Genomic DNA, 17,435 nt, shown 5'->3' with positions numbered 1-17,435 from the left:
TTGCTGGTGGTCAGGTCGAGCGTGTAGCGCACGGAGCAGCGCGAGCCGCAGCCGCGCAGCTTCAGCACACGTCCGCCATCCCTCGCAGGTTCCTGAGCCTGCCACTGGGAGTAGTACGAATGAGCGGGGGCTGGGTAGGCGCGTCCTGGGCAGCGATGGTCTCCTGCATGACCGCACTCACCACCGCAGTCTCCGCTCCCGTCGAGCGGATGTCGTCGCGGCACAAGCTGGTACTGACCCTTCTTCTCGGCGCGCAGTTCATGCTCGCCATCGACTTCTCCATCCTGAACGTGGCGTTGCCCGTCGTCGGCAGTGGACTGGGCTTCAGCCTGGACGGCCTCCAGTGGATCGCCACGGCGTTCGCCCTCCCCGCCGCCGGTTTCACGCTCCTGTTCGGTCGCGTGGCCGATCTGTTCGGACGGCGCCGGATGCTGCTCGCAGGCATGGCTCTCTTGGCCGCAGGGTCCCTGGTCGGCGGGCTGGCCACGGCACCGGCGATGCTGCTGTTCGGGCGGGTTCTGCAAGGGCTGGCCACGGCGATCGCCACGCCGGCCGCCCTGTCGCTGCTCACCACGTCCTTCCCGGAAGGGCCGCTCAGGACGCGGGCGCTCGGGCTCAGCGGCGCGCTGATGTCGGCGGGGTTCACCGTCGGCGCGATCCTCGGCGGGGTGCTCACCGACCTGCTGAGCTGGCGCTGGGCCTTCCTGGTCAACGTGCCGGTCGCGGTGCTGATCCTCGCGGTCACGCCCGCGGTGATCACCGAGAGCCGGGCGCGGGACGGGGCGAAGCTGGACGTTCCAGGCGCGGTGACCGTCACCGGCGGCCTCCTCGCCCTCGTGTACGGGATCACGACGGCCGGAGCGCGCGGCTGGACCGCGCCCGCGATCGCCGCGCTCCTGGCCGCCGCCGCCCTGCTCGTCGCGTTCGTCCTGGTCGAGCGGCGCTCGCCGGCCCCGCTCGCGCCGGTGCACGTGCTGACCCGCCGGACCGTCACCTGGGGCAACGTGGGCGGATTCGTCGCCTTCGCCACCGAAACGTCGCTGGTGTTCCTGCTGACGCTCTACCTCCAGCAGGTCCTGGACTTCGCACCGCTCGCCACCGGCCTCGCGCTGGGCGTCCTCGGCGCCGGGACGTTCGCCGGCGGGGTCGCCGCTCCCCGGATCATGGGCCGGCTCGGCGGCCGGACGACGCTCGTCTCCGGGCTCGTCCTGCAGGCCGCCGCGACGGCCGCGCTGCTCGGTCTCGGCGAGTCGCGCGGCGGGCTCGGGCTGCTGCTCGCCGCCACCGCGATCGGGGGCTTCGGGAACCTCGTCGCGATCGTCGCGTTCATGGGGATCGCGACGTCCGGGCTGCCGGACGGCGAGCAGGGCCTCGCGACCGGCCTCGCGACCATGACGCAGCAGGTCGCCATCACCCTCGGCATCCCCGTGATGAGCGCGGTGGCCACCGCGAACACGTCCGTCCTCGGCGGCGTCCACGCCGCGACCGCGGTGAACGTCGCGATCGTCCTCGCCGGGGCGGCGCTCGTCCGCTCGTTCCTGCGCCGCACCTGAGAGGCAGCACCATGGATCTCGAACTCGACGGCAGGGTCTTCGTCGTCACCGGCGCGTCCGCCGGGATCGGCGAGGCGACCGCCAGACTGCTCGCCGGTGAAGGCGCGCACGTCGTCGGCGTCGCGCGCACCTCCTCCGACGTCGCCGCCGACCTCACCGACCCCGACGCCGCCCAGCGCGTGGTGGACATCGCCCTCGACCGGCATGGACGGCTCGACGGCCTGGTGAACAACGCCGGGGCGCTCGTGTCCCGGATCGGATTCCTCGACGTCACCGACGAGCAGTGGCACGCCACCTTCGAACTCAACCTCCACGCGGCCGTGCGCATGGCGCGCGCCGCGCTTCCCGCCTTGATCGACCAAGGGGCGGGAAGCATCGTCCACATCTCCAGCGAGGCCGGCCGTTTCCCTGACACGCCGCTGGTCGACTACGCGGCGTCCAAGACGGCCTTGCTGTCGGTGTCCAAGACGCTCGCGGGGGAGTTCGGCCGCTGCGGCATCCGCTCCAACGTCGTCACGCCCGGCCCTACCCGAACGCGACTGTGGGACGAGCCCGGCGGTTTCGCCGACCAGCTGGCCGCCCAGTACGGGCTGCCGGTAGAGGACGCCATCGAGCGGTTCGTCCGCGAGGACCGACGCCTTCCCACCGGACGTCTGGGCACTCCGCAGGACGTCGCACGGGTCATCGCCTACCTGCTGTCGCCCCTGGCCGTCCAGGTCACGGGCGCCGAATGGACGGTGGACGGCGGGGCGCTACGCCAGCTCTGAACGATCGGTGGCGTGCCGGACGGCCCCGGCACGCCACCGGCCGTCTCAGGCGGGCACCTTGTCGAGGAAGCCGTGGACGCGGTCGAAGCGGCCGTCATCGGTGAACACCGCCACGTCGAAACCGACGGCGACCGCCTCCCCGCCCTCAGGGCCGAGTTCCCAGGTGAAGCGGGCCACGTTGTGGTGGGCGTCCACGGCGCCCGCCGGACGGAACACAAAGTCGGGGAACTGCTGCTGCACGGCGCCGACGAACGCGTCGATCGCGTCCCGCCCCTCGGCCACACCGAGCGGATCGAGGTAGACCGGGTTCTCCGCCCACAGCTCGTCGATGGCCGCCCGCCGCGCGGCCGGGTCCGTCTCGTTCCAGATCGCCAGGTAACGCTCGACCCGCTGCTGAACATCGCTCATGTCATGACTCCCGTCGGATCACCCGGGTTCATCCCCCGGTGCCCACCACGCTGCCAGTGTCGTGCCGGAAGATCGATTACCTGGGACGTCATCCCCGGTCAGCCGAGCACCACCCCGCTCAGTGGACAGAAGCCACTCCACGTCTTCCCTCCCACTGTTCAAAGGGAAGACGTGGAGTGCCGTCGATGATGATGTCGTTTTCTCGCTAGTAAGGAGGTATCCCATCGGTGATGCTGGGGGCATGCACGAGGACGTGGAAAGGTGCGTGCGGGCCGTCCAGTCGAAGGACGCCCGTTTCGACGGATGGTTCTTCACCGGTGTGGTGACCACAGGGATCTACTGCCGTCCGAGTTGCCCCGTCGTCCCGCCCAAGCCCGAGAACATGCGCTTCTACCCCAGCGCCGCCGCAGCGCAGCAGGCCGGCTTCCGGGCCTGCAAGCGATGCCGGCCCGACACCTCCCCTGGCTCACCCGAGTGGAACCACAGGGCGGACGTCGTCGCGCGGGCCATGCGCCTCATCGCGGACGGTGTCGTCGACCGTGAAGGCGTGCCCGGCCTTGCGGGACGCCTCGGCTACAGCACACGCCAGATCGAACGCCAGCTCAACGCCGAACTGGGAGCCGGCCCACTCGCTCTGGCGCGGGCCCAGCGCGCTCAGACGGCACGCCTCCTCATCGAAACGACGCCCCTCCCGATGGGGGACGTCGCGTTCGCGGCGGGCTTCGCCAGCATCCGGGCCTTCAACGACACTGTCCGCGAGGTGTTCGCGCTCACTCCCACCGGGTTGCGGGACCGTGTCGTTAAGGGGCACCCACCCGCCGGCTCAGGGGCGCTCTCGCTGCGGTTGCCGTTCCGTGCGCCGCTCTGCCCGGACAACCTCTTCGGCCATCTCACGGCCACCGCCGTCCCGGGCGTCGAGGAATGGCGGGACGGTGCGTTCCGCCGCGCCATGCGCCTACCCCACGGGCACGGCATCGCGACCCTCCGTCCCCAGCCCGACCACGTCGCCTGCACGCTCGGCCTCACCGACCTGCGCGACCTCACCATCGCGATCAGCCGCTGCCGCTGGATGCTCGACCTGGACGCCGACCCCATCGCGGTGGACGACCTGCTCCGCGCCGACCCCGTCCTCGCCCCTCTGGTCGACAAGGCCCCTGGACGACGCGTACCCCGCACCGTGGACGCCCCCGAGTTCGCCGTACGGGCCGTCCTAGGGCAGCAGGTATCGACCGCCGCAGCCCGCACCCATGCGGCACGCCTGGTCACCGCCCATGGCGACCTCATAGACGACCCTGGCGGCGGCCTCACGCACCTCTTCCCGACACCGTCCGCGCTGGCCGGACTCGACCCGGAGGCGCTCGCGTTCCCCAAGACCCGCCGCACCACCCTTCTCTCCCTCGTCGACGCACTCGCGACCGGCGCGCTCGACCTCGGCGTAGGGAGCGACTGGGAAGAGGCCCGCGCGCGCTTGTCCGAACTACCGGGCTTCGGTCCGTGGACCGTCGAGACCATCGCGATGCGCGCCCTCGGCGACCCCGACGCCTTCATCCCCAGCGACCTCGGAGTCCGGGCCGCCGCCAAGACCCTCGACCTGCCGGCGACCCCGGCCGCCCTGACCCGACTGGCGTCCCGATGGCGGCCCTGGCGGGCCTACGCCGTCCAGTACCTGTGGGCCACGGGCGACCACCCCATCAACCTGCTTCCCGCACACTGAGGAACCCCATGCCTGCACACGTCGTCATCCACAGCCCCGTCGGCCCTCTCACCCTGGTCGCGACGGACGGCGCCCTGTCCGGGCTCTACATGGAGTTGCAGCGGCACCGTCCGTCCGAGGAGACGTTCGGCGCGCCCGCCGACCCGGACACCGAGCCCTTCGCGACAGCCGCCGCCCAACTCGCCGCGTACTTCGCCGGAGAACTGACCGAGTTCGACGTGCCGCTGCACCTTCACGGGACGCCCTTCCAGAAGCGCGTCTGGGCGGCACTCCAAGAGATCCCCTACGGCGAGACCATCACCTACGGCGAACTCGCCGCCGAACTCGGCAACCCGTCCGCGTCCCGCGCGGTCGGCCTCGCCAACGGACGCAACCCGGTCGGCCTCATCGTCCCCTGCCACCGCGTCGTCGGCTCCACCGGCTCGCTCACCGGCTACGGCGGCGGCCTCGACCGCAAGCGCCACCTCCTCGACTTCGAGCGCAAGACCCGCACCGCGACGCTCTTCTGACTGTTTGTCAGTGCCGGCGGCTAACGTGCGGGAGTAGACGTTGACCGTTGGAGGCTGATCGAGGTGGAGTTCCGAGTCGACAGGCAGACGCTCGCCGACGCCGTCGCGTGGGCGGCGCGGACGCTGCCGACGCGTCCCGCCCTCCCCGTCCTCGCGGGCATGCTCATCGAGGTCACCGACAAGGGCGAACTCACCCTGGCCGGGTTCGACTACGAGGTGTCCGCGCACGCCAGGGAGGACGCCGACGTCGCCGAACCGGGCCGCGTACTCGTCCCCGGCCGCCTCCTGTCGGACATCGTCCGGAACCTCCCCGCGCACCCCGTGGAGGTCTTCACGAAGGGCTCCGAGGTGGTGGTCCGCTGCGGCCCCGCCGAGTTCGGCCTGCTGACGATGCCCGTCGAGGACTACCCCACCCTCCCCGACCCGCCCGCCCGCGCCGGCACCGTCCCCGGCGACCTGTTCGCGACGGCGGTCGGCCAGGTCACCCCCGCCGCCGGACGCGACGAGACCCTGCCCATGCTCACCGGCGTCCGCATCGACATCGAGGGCGACACGATGTGGCTCGCCTGCACCGACCGCTACCGCATCGCCGCCCGCGAGCTGACCTGGTCGCCGGACGCCCCCGACTTCACCGCCGGCGTCGTCGTCCCCGCCCGCACCCTCGCCGACACCGCCAAGGCGATCAAGCGCGGCGCGGAGGTCGCCATCGACCTCGGCGGCACCGCCGACACCCTCATCGGCGTCTCCGGCGGCGGCCGCAGCATGACCAGCCGCCTCCTGGACGACCAGTACATCAACTACCGGTCCCGCCTCACCGGCACCTGGTCGTCCGTCGCCGAGATCCGCGTCGCCCCGTTCGTCGAGGCGATCAAACGCGCCGCCCTCGTCACCGAGCGCGGCACGCCCATCCGGCTCGCCTTCACCGCCGACGAGGTCCGGATCCGCGCCGCCACCGGCGACTCCGCACGCGCCAACGAGAGCGTCGGCGCGAGCCTCACGGGCGACGACATCGACATCGCCTTCGCCCCCCAGTACCTCCTGGACGGCCTCGCCGGCATCGACACCGAATACGCCCGCCTCGAATGCGCCGGCCCCACCAAGGCCGCGCTGCTCACCGCGATCCCCGACAAGAAGGACGACGAGGAGACCCCGGCCGAGACCGACACCGGCTACCGCTACCTGGCCATGCCCGTCCGCCTGACCAGCTGACCACTCCGCACCGTCGCCGCACACGTGCCGCTGACGGCGGCATCCCCTCACCGCCACGGCGCGGTGACCCGCGACCCGGCCGCGGCGTCCGTCGCGCTCGCCTTGGGAGCCCGACCCGACGGAGGACGGGCGCTAAAGGTCCAGGACGGCGAGGATGAAGCGGACCTCCTGCTCGCCGCCGTTCCCGTACGAGTGGGGGCGGTCGCCGACGAAGACGGCGGCGGCACCGGCCTCGACGAGGTCCGTCCGGCCGTCCACGCCGAGGGTCAGCGTGCCCTGCTGCACGTAGACGATCTCCTTGGTGCCCGGCACGTGCGGGTCGCTCTCCCGCGTCTCCCCGGGCTGGAGCACCCAGTGCCACAGCTCCAGCGAGGGCCGCGGGTCGCTGCCCGCCAGTAGCGTCCCCGTCCCGCCGTGCTCGCCCTCCCACAGGACGACGTGCCGCTCGGGCCGGAACATCCGTACCGGCGGCTCCTCCTCGACCTGCACGAGCCGCGTCAGGGGCACGCCGAGCGCGTCCGAAATGCGGATGAGCGTCCCCAGGTTCGGGTTGCCGCGGCCCTGCTCCAGCCCGACGAGCACGCCCTTGCTCACCCCGGCGCGCCCGGCCAGCTCGTCCAGGCTCCACCCGTGCCCGGCCCGCAAGGCCCGCACGGTCCGCGCCACGGCCTCCCCGATCGCCTCCTGCTCGCTCATCACCCTCCCGCGCCCGTCCGCGCGACCCCGGTGGCAAGGACGTGCGTCCTCCCCGCGTCGCTCCGCCGCACGATCAGTTTCTCGCAGACCCGCTCGGCGAGGGCGGCCGGGCGTCACGTCGTCGTTCATCCTTGGCCGCATCCATGGCCGGCCGGGGCTGGATGTCAGAGGCGCGGGGTGTTGGATGTCTGCGGTGGACCCGGCGCGCGGTCGGTATAGTGGTATGTCCATTACATTAAAGTGACCGTGGAGGATCGGGGATGCTGGAGCGGATTGCCGTGGACGAGGCGGTTCGGAAGCTGCGGCCCGACTTCGCCGTGCTCGTCATGACCGCCGAAGGGCTGGTGAACGGGGCCGGGGACCAGGCGTCGGAGGGCTGGCTCGCCGAGGCCGCCGGGAAGGCGGACGCCGCCGACCCGCACGTGGAGGCGTGGCGGGAGGCGTACCGGGCGTTCGGGGCCAAGCCGCAGCGGACGCGGCCGTCCGTGGACGCCCTGCTCCGGCGCGCCGACGCGCTCCCGTCCATCAACAGGGTCGTGGACGCCTACAACGCGGTGAGCATCGAGTACGCGCTGCCGATCGGGGGCGAGGACCTCGACGCCTACCGGGGGCCCGCGCGGCTGGTCAGGGCCACCGGGGACGAGCCGTTCGACGTGATGGCCGGCGGGGAGCCGGCCGTGGAGCACCCCGACGCCGGCGAGGTCGTCTGGCGGGACGACGCGGGCGTGACGTGCCGGCGCTGGAACTGGCGGCAGTGCGTCCGGACGCGCCTGACGGAGACCACGAAGAACGCCCTCTTCCTGCTCGAACGCCTGGAGCCGTACCCGATGGAGCGGCTGACCGAGGCGGGCGACCGGCTGGCCGGGCGGCTGCGCGCCATCACGCCGGACGTGCGGATCGAAAGCCGGCTGCTCGGCGGGCGGTGATGGTCACGCTCCTCGCGCTGAGCGCCGCGCTCGCGTACGGCGTCGCCGACTTCCTCGGCGGCACCGTGACCCGCAGGTCGACCGCGATCCGGGCGCTGACCTGGTGCGTCCCGATCGGCCTGGCGGTCGTGCTGGGGGCCGCGCTGCTCACCGGCGGCGACCCCCGTCCGCTGCCGATGACCTGGGGATTCGTGGCCGGGGTCGGCGGCGGCGCCGGGCTGATCACGTTCTACCGGGCGCTGGCCCGGGGGCCGATGAGCGTGGTGGCGCCCGTGTCCGCGCTGGCCGCCGCGGTCCTCCCGGTCGCCGTGGGCATCGCCAGGGGCGAGCGGCTGGACGCGTCCGTGCTGCTCGGCGTCCTGCTGTGCCTCGTGGCGATCGGGCTGGTCAGCATGGAGGCGGACGACGGGGCGGGGGCCGCGGCGACGCGTGCGCGCGGATGGCGGCGGGTCCTCGACTCGGGCCCCGTCATGGCCGGTGTCTCCGGTACCTGTTTCGGCGTCTTCTTCGTCCTGCTCAAGGCGGCCGGGGACGGCAGCGGGCTCTGGCCGATCGTCGGCGCGCGCCTGGGCAACCTGGTCATCGTCGCCGTCGCGCTGCTGTTTCTGGCGGTCCGCGGCGGTGACCGGGGCCCGCGGGTGTCGGGGCGGACGCTGATCGGGCTGGCGCTCCTGTCCGGGAGCCTGGACGCGGGCGCGAACGTCCTGTACTTCCTCGCCGTCCACGACGGCCTGCTCAGCCTCGCCGCGGTGCTCACGTCCCTCTATCCGGCGATCACCGTGCTGCTCGCGAGGGTCGCCTACAGCGAGCGTCTGCGCGCCGTCCAACGCGTGGGGCTGGCCGTCGCCGTGGCGGGTGTGGCGCTCGTCACGGTGGGTTGAGACCCCCGGAAGACCACAAGGGCCGCGATCTCGTATCGCGGCCCTCGGCGTAAGCGGTGGTGGTGGGATTCGAACCCACGGAAGCTTGCACTTCACACGCTTTCGAGGCGTGCGCCCTCGTCCACTAGGCGACACCACCGCGGGAGAGCCTACCTGACTCTGCGGTGCGTGAAGAACTCAATAAGCAGTGCGCCGCACTCGTCGGCCATCACCTCGGCGATGACTTCGGGCCGGTGGTTGAGCCGCCGGTCGCGGACGACGTCCCACAGCGACCCGACCGCGCCCGCCTTCGGGTCGACCGCGCCGTAGACGACCCGGTCGAGGCGGGCCTGGACGGACGCGCCCGCGCACATCGTGCACGGTTCCAGCGTGACGACCAGCGTGCAGCCCGACAGCCGCCACGTCCCGAGGGACGCCGCCGCCGCGCGCATCGCGACGATCTCCGCGTGCCCCGTCGGGTCGGACGAGCGCTCGCGGTCGTTGCGGCCGGTGCCGATGACCTCGCCGGACGCGTCCAGCACGACCGCGCCGACCGGGATCTCCCCGTCCTCGGCCGCCTTCCGCGCCTCCTCCAGCGCTCGCCGCATGGCCGGCGAGAACCCCGCGATCACCGGATCGGCGGCCCCGGTCGCCGGACCGCCCGAGCCGGGCGCCGGGTGGGCCCGGCCGGTCGCGGGGTCGCCGGGTGCGGGGGGCGTCGGGGGGCGGGGCGGGTCAGTCACGGAGGCGGTCGAACTCTTCGCCGAAGCCGGCGTGCTCGGCGACGGTGAGGAGGGCATCGCCGGGGAGGGCGCGCTCGCCGAGGTCGGTGAGGCGCTTGGCGTCGAGCCCGAGGTCTTCGAGGAGGGCCGGGTCGCCGCCGGAGTCGCCGTCCGGGACCTCGCCGACGAGCTGCTGGAACAGCGAGCCGAGCCGGTCCTCGCGGACGGTGGACACGTACGCGCGGGGCTCGTCCTCCCCGTCCAGCCGGACGATCGCGAACCAGTCGTCGTCCTGTTCGATCATCAGCAGCACCGGGTCGCCGTAGGACTCGACGGCGGCCTCCCGCATCAGGTCGGCGACGTCGTCGACGTGGTCCGCCTCGGCGAGCACGGCCTCGGTGCCGACCCAGCCCTGGGGGGTGTGGGCGAAGACGGCGGCGAAGTATGACACGTGCTCATTGTGACCCACGGGGTTGCCGCGGTCACACCCCTCGAGCCGGCGGAATCCGGGCACCGTCTGCCCGGCGACAGTCGTGAATAAACTTCGGGTTTTGTCCGGTGGCGGACGCCCCGGCGTCCTTCCCCCGCGTCCCACGGGTCCGGATACTGCACAGCGGTCCCCATCCGGGAGGAGAGCCATGGGCACGGACGAACTGACCAGGCGCGGGTTTCTCGCGGGGACGGCGGGCGCCGCGGCGATCCTCGCGACGAGTGCCGCCGGGGGGTCGTCCACCGAGGCCCACGCCGCGCAGCTCGCGATGGCGAAGCGCGCGCCCGTCGCCGAACTCCCCGATCCGGAGGAGTCCGGCATCGACCACATCGTGGTCGTGATGATGGAGAACCGGTCCTTCGACCACTACATGGGCTGGCTCCCGGGCGCGGACGGCCGCCAGGCCGGCCTCACCTTCACCGACGCCGAGGGCAACCCGCACGACACCCACCACTTGAAGGCGCCCTGGGGCTGCGGGTTCAGCGACCCCGACCACTCCTACGCGGGCGGCCGGATCGAGTACAACGACGGCCAATGCGACGGATGGCTGCGCGCCGGCGACAACGACGTGTTCTCCATCGGCTACTACGAGGGCCCCGACCTCGGGTTCCACGGCCACGCCGCCCTCGACTGGACGGTCTGCGACCGCTACTTCCCCGCCGTCATGTCGTCCACGTTCCCGAACCGGATCTTCCAGCACGCGGCCCAGACCGACCGGATCTCCAACACGCTGACGATCTCCGAGACCGCCACCATCTGGGACCGCCTCAAGGCCGCGGGCGTCTCCTGCCGCTACTACTTCAGCGACGTCCCGATCACGGCGCTCTGGGGGCTCCGCCACCTCGACATCAGCCGGAACATCGCGGAGTTCCGCAGCGACGCCCGGTACGGCCGGCTGCCCGCGGTCAGCTTCGTCGAGCCCGCGTTCCTCGGCGAGATCTTCCTGCCGGGCATGTCCGAGGACGAGCATCCGCTCGCCGACATCCGCTTCGGGCAGGCGTTCCTGAACGAGGTCTACACGGCCGTCGTGTCGTCACCGAACTGGCCGCGCACCCTGTTCGTCATCAACTACGACGAGTGGGGCGGGTTCTACGACCACGTCCCGCCGCCCGAGGGCCCCGACCCGCGTCCCGACCTCGGCACCGGTCTGCGCGGCTTCCGCGTCCCCTGCCTGCTGATCTCCCCGCGCGCACGGCGCGGCGCGGTCGCCCACGAGGTGTACGACCACACGTCCGTGCTGAAGGCGATCGAGTGGCGATGGGGCCTGGAGCCGCTGACCGTCCGGGACGCCGCCGCCCGCAACATCGCCGAGGTCCTGGACTTCACCGGCCCGCCCGACACCCGCGCACCCCGCTACGACGCGCGGCGCCCGATCAGCCTCGGCTGCCTGGACCCGGCCCACAGCCACACCGGCGACGACTGGGCCGGCCTCGCCGCCTACGCCCGGACGAACGGGTTCCCGGCGTCCACCTGACCCGGAGGCGGACGGGCGGGACGCCCACGGCTCGACGGTGGCGCCGACGGCCGCGATGACGTCCCGTCCGGCGATCGTGCCGCCCCGCGCGGGAACGCCGGGGCGGGCCATGGGACGGGCTACGGGACGGTGTCGAGGGCGCGTTCGAAGGCGGCGGCGAAGCCGATGCGGCCGGAGATGCTGAGGAGCATCTCGTCCGGGTAGAGCTCCAGGTCGCCGGAGATCGCGCCGAGTTCCATCTCGTCCAGGCCGAGGTCGGCGAAGATCGACATGTCGCCGACCGGGAGGACCTGGTCGAGCTCCTCGTCGTCGGGGATCGGGATGTCCAGGTAGTCGAGGACCTGCCGGGCGAGCGGCCAGTCGACCGAGGCCGTGACGTCCGACAGGAACACCATGACGTCGTCGCCGAGCAGGCGGATCGCGACGAAGAAGTCGTCGCCGACCGAGACCAGCCCGACCGTGCCGCCGAGGCTCGGCTGCTGGCGCAGGGCATGGATCAGCCCCGCGAGGTCCTCGGTCAGCGCGACCGGGAGGATCTCGGCCTCCCAGGCCTCGTCTTCCCGGTACACCACGACGGCGAAGTCCGTCGCGTCCACATCCGTCATTTCCACCCCACCGGCGCGTCTCCTGCCAGGGCATGGTCGCAGATGCGGCGCGCGAACGCGTGCCTCACCGTCAAACTCGGCGCCGCACCCGGCCGTAAGACCGGGAGTCGACACCACGTACTGGTACCTGGCGCCAAGAACCTATCCAATCCGCATCAATTGATGCGAAAGGTGCGGCGGCGCAGCGCCGCGTGGATCCGCGCCCGGCGCGACCGGTGCGGCGTCACCCGGCGGCGCAGCTCACGGGCCTCCGCGAGTTCGCGCAGGAAGATCGCCCGGCGGCGCAGGTGCTCGCGCACCTGCTCGGGGGAGATGTCGCCCTGCGGGCCCGGACGCGGCGGGGCGTCTCGTCCTGTGACGTCGGTCACCGCGGCGTCCGCGGGCGGGGGCGCGGCCTCGGAGGCGGGGCCGGGAGCGGCGCGTTCGTGAGGTTCGGGAGGTTCGGGAGGTTCGGAGGGTCCGGGAGCGGCGGCCCCGGGCGAGGGGCCCGCCGCGCCGGGCGGATCGGGCGCGGACTCGCGGGCCCGCGCCGGTCCTCTCGGCTGGTGATCGCTCTCGCTGTTCATATCGCCATACTGCCCAGCTCAGCGCCGTCCTATCCTAGATCGGCAGGGTCCGGCCGGACGGGCCGGGTGGGTTACGGTGACCCCATGCAGACCCTCGCCGTCGACCACCCCCTCGTCGCGCACAAGCTCACCACGCTGCGGGACGTCCGCACCGACTCCCCCACCTTCCGGCGCCTCGCGGACGAACTCGTCACCCTGCTCGCCTACGAGGCCACCCGCGACGTCCGGGTCGCGGAGGCGACCGTCCAGACCCCGCTCGTCGAGGCGGACGGCGTCCAGCTGGCGAGCCCGAAGCCGCTCGTCGTGCCGATCCTGCGCGCCGGCCTCGGCATGCTGGACGGCATGACGCGGCTGCTGCCCACCGCCGAGGTCGGGTTCCTCGGCATGATCCGGGACGAGGGCACGCTGCAGGCCCAGACGTACGCGACCCGGCTGCCGGACGACCTGTCGGGGCGGCAGTGCTACGTCCTCGACCCGATGCTCGCCACCGGCGGGACGCTCGCCGCCGCGATCCGGCTGCTGTTCGACCGCGGCGCCGACGACGTCACCGCGATCTGCCTGCTCGCCGCCCCGGAGGGGCTGAAGCACCTGGAGCAGGCGTTCGCCGACATCTCGGCGCCGGTCCGGGTGGTCACGGCCGCGATCGACTCCCACCTCAACGAGCAGGGCTTCATCATGCCGGGCCTCGGGGACGCGGGGGACCGCCTGTACGGCGTCGTCTGAGCCGGCCGCCGCGAGACCGGGCCATCCGCCCTTGAGCCCCCTTGAGACCTGACGTGACCTGCGATGTTCGTTCGCGGGCCCAGGGGGTAGCAACCCCCTACGGAACGCGGGTGCGCGTTCCCCTCCGCCGTCCCGGCACAGGGGACCGTCACGGACCGGGCGGTGCGAGCAAGCGAGGCCGAGGAAATCGTCATGGCTCACCAAGGGGACGACCTGCCGCGGTACGCCGCGATCGGCGAGCGGCTCACCGAGGAGTTCGACGGGGTGCACGGCGCCGACACGGTGGACCGGTGCGTCTCCGCCGCGCGCTACGGCGCAGAGGAGGTCACCGGGGCGGCACCGCCCGACCTGGTGGAGCGGATCGCGCGCCGGCACCTGGAGGTGCTCGCGACGGTCGCGGCGGAGAAGCGCCGCAAGGCGAGTCGCTCGTCGCTGGACAACGCGCCATAGCCGGCGGGCCGGGAGACCGCGGACCGGGAACGGCGCCCGCGGGCGTCGTCGTACGGCGTGCTTTGGGTCACGGCAACGCGCCACTGCCCTTGCTTTGCCGGTCGGACGCGCTGTGCGAAACTGAACCGGGGTCCGTGGGTCAACGCTCCGGGAGGCTGCCGTGCCCGCCAAGAAGTACATGACGTGGGCCGCCGCGGCCTTCGTGGCGTTCTACGTGATCAGCCGGCCGGACAGCGCGGCCGGTTCGGTGGAGAGCGCGGCCAACGGCCTCGCGTCCGCCGCGGGTTCCCTGGCCGCCTTCGTCAACGCGCTCGGCTGACGGGGCCGCGATGAGACTCGTCACCCCCGGCGACTCGGCGCCCGCGTCGGTCAACAAGTACCTGCTCCCGCACGAGAACCAGGTGATCACGGTGCGGCGGCATCCGGCCGTGCTGATGGTCCCGGTCGGGCTCGTCCTCGGCGGCCTGATCATCGCGGGGGTGCTGAGCAACACCGTCGCCAGCGACGCCGGGGCGGTCATCAGCTGGATCTGGTGGGGCTGGCTGATCCTGCTGGCCTGGTTCGTGTGGCGCGTCGCGGAGTGGTCCGTCGACTACTTCGTGATCACCAACCAGCGGATGCTGCTGACCACCGGGCTGATCACCCGCAAGGTCGCGATGATGCCGCTGGCCAAGGTCACCGACATGAGCTTCAAGCGGACGATCGCGGGCCGCATGCTCGGCTACGGCGAGTTCATCCTGGAGTCCGCCGGCCAGGACCAGGCGCTCACGAACGTCGACTACCTGCCCTACCCCGAGCAGCTGTACCTCGAAGTCTGCGAAATGATCTTCCCGAACAAGAACCCGGAGCCCCCGGAGAAGACCCTCCCGCCGCCCCCGCCGCCGCGCAGGCCCAAGCGGACGGAGGACGTCCCCACCATGCCCGGCCCCGCGGGCGGCCCCGACGCCGAGGCGTAGCCGTCCCGGTGACCGGAAAGCGCGGCGGACCGGTCAATATCGGCGGTGTTCGAGATCTTGAGCGCCCGGTCGGATAACGTCGGCGGGGTGACAGACGTCGCGACCGCCGGACGATCCAGCGGCACGAACCGGCGCGCCACCGCGCCACCGCGGGGTGCGCGCGGAAGCCGGACGGATCCGGCCGGACGGTCCCTTCGATCCCCGCTTCATTGCTCTCGATGTGCGATAACCCGCAATGTGCAATCATGTCGGCACCCCAGCCGCCTGTTTACTTCCGCTAAGTGAGTCCACATGCCGGGTCCAGGCAATGTCGGCGAACGTGTCCGCAACCTGCGGCTGACCAGACGCTTGTCGCAGGCACAGCTCGCCGGTCACGACCTTTCCGACAGCTACATCTCATTGATCGAGTCGGGTAAGCGCACGCCGACTCCGACCGTTCTGCGCATGCTGGCCGAGCGCCTCGGCTGCACCCCGGAGTACCTCGCCGAAGGCGTCGAACCGGAGCAGCGCGCCCATCTCGAGGTCCGGGAGCGGCACGCCCACCTGGCGCTGCTGCGCGGCGACGCCGCCACCGCCGAGACCGGCTTCGACGAGGTGATCGCCCGCAGCGACGACCCCGATCTGACGTCCCGCGCCCGCTGGGGCCGCGCCCGCGCCCTGGAGGAGATGGGCCGGACGGACGCCGCCATCGCGCTGTTCGAGGAGCTGCGCGAGCAGGCCGAGCGCGACCCGGGCCGGGCCAGCTGGCTGCCGCCCGTGATCGCGCTGGCGCGGTGCTATCACACGGTCGGCGACCTGGGGCAGGCGATCGCGCTGGGCGAGCGCGCCGTGGAACGGCTCGAACAGCTCGGGCTCGTCGCGGGCCACGAGTACACCGAGGCCGGGCGCATCCTGCTGCTCGCGTACGTGGATCGCTCCGACCCGGCGCGCGCGCACGAGCTCGGACGCCGTCTCCTCCGCCCGGAGCAGTCCGCGGAGGACGAGCCGGTGAGCGTCCATTACCAGCGGGCGAGCATGCGCGCGCTGGAGGAGGGAACCGTCGGCGATTCCCTGTACTTCGCCGACCAGGCCCTGGCGGCGCGCACCGACGCCACGCCCGTGCAGAGCCGCGCCCGTCTCGCCCTGGCCGGCGCCAAGGCGCTGCTCAGGGGCGTCCTCCCGTTCTCGGTCATCGCGCCGCCGGGGGCGATGCCGTCCGGCGAGTTCGAGCGCCCGCGTCCCGAAGGGTCGCGTGAGTCCGCCCAAGAGGCCCTGGACCTCCTGCAAGGGGCGACGAGCCTCGACGGCGAGGAGTGCACCGAGAGCACCATCACCAAGGCCCGCGCGCTGGTCCTCGTCGGCGAGCTGGACGACGCCATCGCGACCCTGGAGCGGTTCCTCGACACCGGGATGGCCCTGGCCGCCCCGACGAGCACCCACACCGTGACCGTGACGCCGCGTCCCGGCACCGACCTCGCCGTACGCACGCAGAAGACCATCCTGGCCAGGCTCGTCCTGGCGCGCGCCCGGGTGGCCCAAGGCGACCGCAACGCGGCCCTCGTCGTGCTGCGCGCGGCGTCCGACCAGCTCGCGACGCTGGCTCCGGGCCGTCCGGCCGCGCATCTGTTCAGGGAGCTGGGCGAGCTGTTCGAACTCGTCCAGGACCCCGAAGGCGCGGCCGACGCCTACCGCAGGGCGCTGCAGGCCGCCGGCCTCTCCGTGTCGCTCGCCGCGTCCGCCGCGGCCGGCGCGAGGACACCGTCCCTGCACGGCCCCCACGACGACCCGGGCCTCTAGCCGGAACCGCGGGGTCCGCCGCCGCCGAGGCGGTGCTTCCGGTAGGGCAGGCGATGTGGACCGGCCTGGCTTCCGCGTGCGCCGGAGGCCGGGCGGATGTGACGGATGTCCCCCGCGCGCGGAACAAAGCGCGGCCTGACTCTGCTTTACGATGAAACGTAGGATGACTGGTTGACCGGAGGTTCGGGATGGCGCTGCGGACGGCTCGCCGGTCCTCGCTGGTCGACCAGGTGATCGGGCAGCTCAGGGACGAGATCGTCGGCGGGACCTGGGCGGTCGGCGGCAAGATCCCGCCGGAGCCGGTGCTCGCGGAGACGCTCGGGGTCGGCCGCAACACCGTCCGCGAGGCGGTCCGCGCGCTGACCCATGCCGGGCTTCTCGAAAGCCGGCAGGGCGACGGGACGTACGTGCGCGCGACGAGCGAGCTGTCCGGGGCCGTCCGGCGGCGGCTGGAGACGGCGGAGCTCGTCGAGATCCTGGAGGTCCGGCGCGGGCTCGAAGTCGAGGCCGCCCGCCTCGCGGCGACCCGCCGCACCGAGGCCGACATCGCCGCGATCACGGCCGCGCTCGCGCGCCGCGACGCCTCCTGGGCGGCCGGCGAGCACGCCGCGTTCGTCGAGGCCGACCTCGCCTTCCACACCGCGGTCGTCGACGCCACGCACAACCGCGTCCTGATGGACCTGTACCGCGACTTCAGCGCGGTGCTGCGGGCCGGCATCGGGGCCGCGGGCGTCCTGCTGGAGCACGCGGACGTCCCGCACGGCCCCATCGCCGCCGCCGTCGAGGCGGGCGACGCCGACGCCGCGACGCGCGCCACCCACGCGTGCCTCGACCAGATCCTCGCCTCCACGACCGGACCGTCCCGCCCAGAGCCGGGACGCGAGGTCGTCCATGACACCTGACCGGCCCGAACACAGGAACAACGAGACCGGCCGGACGGGTCGGCACCGGATGGTGCGACCCAGCCGGTGGCGGTGCTGCACGTCCGCGGGTGACGTAGGGCGTCGGACGAGCGCCGCGCCTGCCTGAAG

19 protein-coding genes, 1 tRNA gene and 1 pseudogene are annotated in these 17,435 nt (G+C 72.6%); 14 read left to right on the top strand and 7 right to left on the bottom strand.

The genetic code is table 11. The features are described from left to right. The first annotated feature begins 167 nt into the window (after positions 1–167). Together SM611_RS14760 and SM611_RS14755 are read left to right on the top strand one after the other, a co-directional pair. Complete coding sequence (locus tag SM611_RS14760; RefSeq protein ID WP_371950101.1) at positions 168–1,553, top strand: MFS transporter; 1,386 nt, start codon at positions 168–170, stop codon at positions 1,551–1,553. A gap of 11 nt (positions 1,554–1,564) precedes the next feature. After that, positions 1,565–2,320: an SDR family NAD(P)-dependent oxidoreductase gene (locus tag SM611_RS14755; RefSeq protein WP_371950100.1), complete on the top strand. Its 756-nt coding sequence runs from the start codon at positions 1,565–1,567 to the stop codon at positions 2,318–2,320. A gap of 45 nt (positions 2,321–2,365) precedes the next feature. Here SM611_RS14755 and SM611_RS14750 read toward each other — a convergent pair whose 3' ends face one another. Next, positions 2,366–2,728, bottom strand: coding sequence for a nuclear transport factor 2 family protein (locus SM611_RS14750; RefSeq protein ID WP_371950099.1), 363 nt, complete (start codon positions 2,726–2,728; stop codon positions 2,366–2,368). 241 nt (positions 2,729–2,969) lie between these two features. Here SM611_RS14750 and SM611_RS14745 point away from each other — a divergent pair, with 241 nt between their 5' ends. The 3 genes from SM611_RS14745 (at position 2,970) to dnaN (ending at position 6,160) form a co-directional block, all read left to right on the top strand. Continuing rightward, positions 2,970–4,442: an AlkA N-terminal domain-containing protein gene (locus tag SM611_RS14745; protein ID WP_371950098.1), complete on the top strand. Its 1,473-nt coding sequence runs from the start codon at positions 2,970–2,972 to the stop codon at positions 4,440–4,442. A gap of 8 nt (positions 4,443–4,450) precedes the next feature. Next, positions 4,451–4,951, top strand: coding sequence for a methylated-DNA--[protein]-cysteine S-methyltransferase (locus SM611_RS14740; protein ID WP_371950097.1), 501 nt, complete (start codon positions 4,451–4,453; stop codon positions 4,949–4,951). Positions 4,952–5,014: 63 nt separating this feature from the next. Further along, complete coding sequence (dnaN, locus tag SM611_RS14735) at positions 5,015–6,160, top strand: DNA polymerase III subunit beta (RefSeq protein WP_371950096.1); 1,146 nt, start codon at positions 5,015–5,017, stop codon at positions 6,158–6,160. A 132-nt stretch (positions 6,161–6,292) separates the two neighbouring features. Here dnaN and SM611_RS14730 read toward each other — a convergent pair whose 3' ends face one another. Continuing rightward, a complete protein-coding gene (locus SM611_RS14730; protein ID WP_371950095.1) occupies positions 6,293–6,856 on the bottom strand; it encodes a helix-turn-helix domain-containing protein in 564 nt (187 codons plus the stop codon). A 260-nt stretch (positions 6,857–7,116) separates the two neighbouring features. Here SM611_RS14730 and SM611_RS14725 point away from each other — a divergent pair, with 260 nt between their 5' ends. Together SM611_RS14725 and SM611_RS14720 are read left to right on the top strand one after the other, a co-directional pair. Further along, entirely contained in the window at positions 7,117–7,782 is a 666-nt protein-coding gene (locus SM611_RS14725; RefSeq protein WP_371950094.1) for a B3/B4 domain-containing protein, read from the top strand. Beyond that, positions 7,782–8,663, top strand: coding sequence for an EamA family transporter (locus tag SM611_RS14720; protein ID WP_371950093.1), 882 nt, complete (start codon positions 7,782–7,784; stop codon positions 8,661–8,663). The genes SM611_RS14725 and SM611_RS14720 overlap by 1 nt, the downstream gene beginning before the upstream one ends. 54 nt (positions 8,664–8,717) lie before the next feature. On the opposite strand, the gene SM611_RS14715 is transcribed toward SM611_RS14720, so the two are convergent. The 3 genes from SM611_RS14715 to SM611_RS14705 form a co-directional block, all read right to left on the bottom strand. Then, positions 8,718–8,802: transfer RNA gene (locus SM611_RS14715), tRNA-Ser, on the bottom strand. A 10-nt stretch (positions 8,803–8,812) separates the two neighbouring features. After that, positions 8,813–9,250, bottom strand: a complete 438-nt coding sequence (tadA, locus tag SM611_RS14710; protein ID WP_371950492.1) for a tRNA adenosine(34) deaminase TadA — start codon at positions 9,248–9,250, stop codon at positions 8,813–8,815. A 127-nt stretch (positions 9,251–9,377) separates the two neighbouring features. Next, entirely contained in the window at positions 9,378–9,815 is a 438-nt protein-coding gene (locus SM611_RS14705) for a tRNA adenosine deaminase-associated protein (RefSeq protein ID WP_371950092.1), read from the bottom strand. A 187-nt stretch (positions 9,816–10,002) separates the two neighbouring features. On the opposite strand from SM611_RS14705, the gene SM611_RS14700 reads away from it, so the two are divergent. Beyond that, positions 10,003–11,328, top strand: a complete 1,326-nt coding sequence (locus tag SM611_RS14700; protein ID WP_371950091.1) for an alkaline phosphatase family protein — start codon at positions 10,003–10,005, stop codon at positions 11,326–11,328. A gap of 119 nt (positions 11,329–11,447) precedes the next feature. Here the strand turns inward: SM611_RS14700 and SM611_RS14695 are convergent, their stop codons facing one another. Both SM611_RS14695 and SM611_RS14690 read right to left on the bottom strand, forming a co-directional pair. Next, a complete protein-coding gene (locus SM611_RS14695) occupies positions 11,448–11,933 on the bottom strand; it encodes a tRNA adenosine deaminase-associated protein (protein ID WP_371950090.1) in 486 nt (161 codons plus the stop codon). 155 nt (positions 11,934–12,088) lie between these two features. Beyond that, entirely contained in the window at positions 12,089–12,301 is a 213-nt protein-coding gene (locus SM611_RS14690; protein ID WP_371950089.1) for a hypothetical protein, read from the bottom strand. Between the two features lie 282 nt (positions 12,302–12,583). On the opposite strand from SM611_RS14690, the gene upp reads away from it, so the two are divergent. From upp to SM611_RS14660, 6 genes and pseudogenes are all read left to right on the top strand, one after another. Continuing rightward, entirely contained in the window at positions 12,584–13,222 is a 639-nt protein-coding gene (upp, locus tag SM611_RS14685) for a uracil phosphoribosyltransferase (RefSeq protein ID WP_371950088.1), read from the top strand. A 192-nt stretch (positions 13,223–13,414) separates the two neighbouring features. Continuing rightward, positions 13,415–13,672 (top strand): hypothetical protein, encoded by a 258-nt coding sequence (locus SM611_RS14680; RefSeq protein ID WP_371950087.1) that lies wholly within the window; start codon positions 13,415–13,417, stop codon positions 13,670–13,672. A gap of 160 nt (positions 13,673–13,832) precedes the next feature. Next, a complete protein-coding gene (locus tag SM611_RS14675) occupies positions 13,833–13,991 on the top strand; it encodes a hypothetical protein (protein ID WP_371950086.1) in 159 nt (52 codons plus the stop codon). 10 nt (positions 13,992–14,001) lie between these two features. Further along, positions 14,002–14,511, top strand: a pseudogene (locus tag SM611_RS14670) (PH domain-containing protein); the annotation flags it as partial. A 408-nt stretch (positions 14,512–14,919) separates the two neighbouring features. Next, positions 14,920–16,404 carry a helix-turn-helix domain-containing protein gene (locus SM611_RS14665; RefSeq protein ID WP_371950085.1) on the top strand — a complete coding sequence of 495 codons (1,485 nt, stop codon included), beginning with the start codon at positions 14,920–14,922 and terminating at the stop codon, positions 16,402–16,404. A 188-nt stretch (positions 16,405–16,592) separates the two neighbouring features. Continuing rightward, entirely contained in the window at positions 16,593–17,306 is a 714-nt protein-coding gene (locus SM611_RS14660) for a FadR/GntR family transcriptional regulator (protein ID WP_371950084.1), read from the top strand. Positions 17,307–17,435 lie beyond the last annotated feature (129 nt).

The sequence above is a fragment of the Actinomadura monticuli genome, assembly GCF_041463655.1.
Classification (GTDB): domain Bacteria; phylum Actinomycetota; class Actinomycetes; order Streptosporangiales; family Streptosporangiaceae; genus Spirillospora; species Spirillospora monticuli.
The sequence above is the reverse complement of the archived record's forward strand: the minus strand, read 5'-3'. Positions and strand labels throughout refer to the sequence as shown.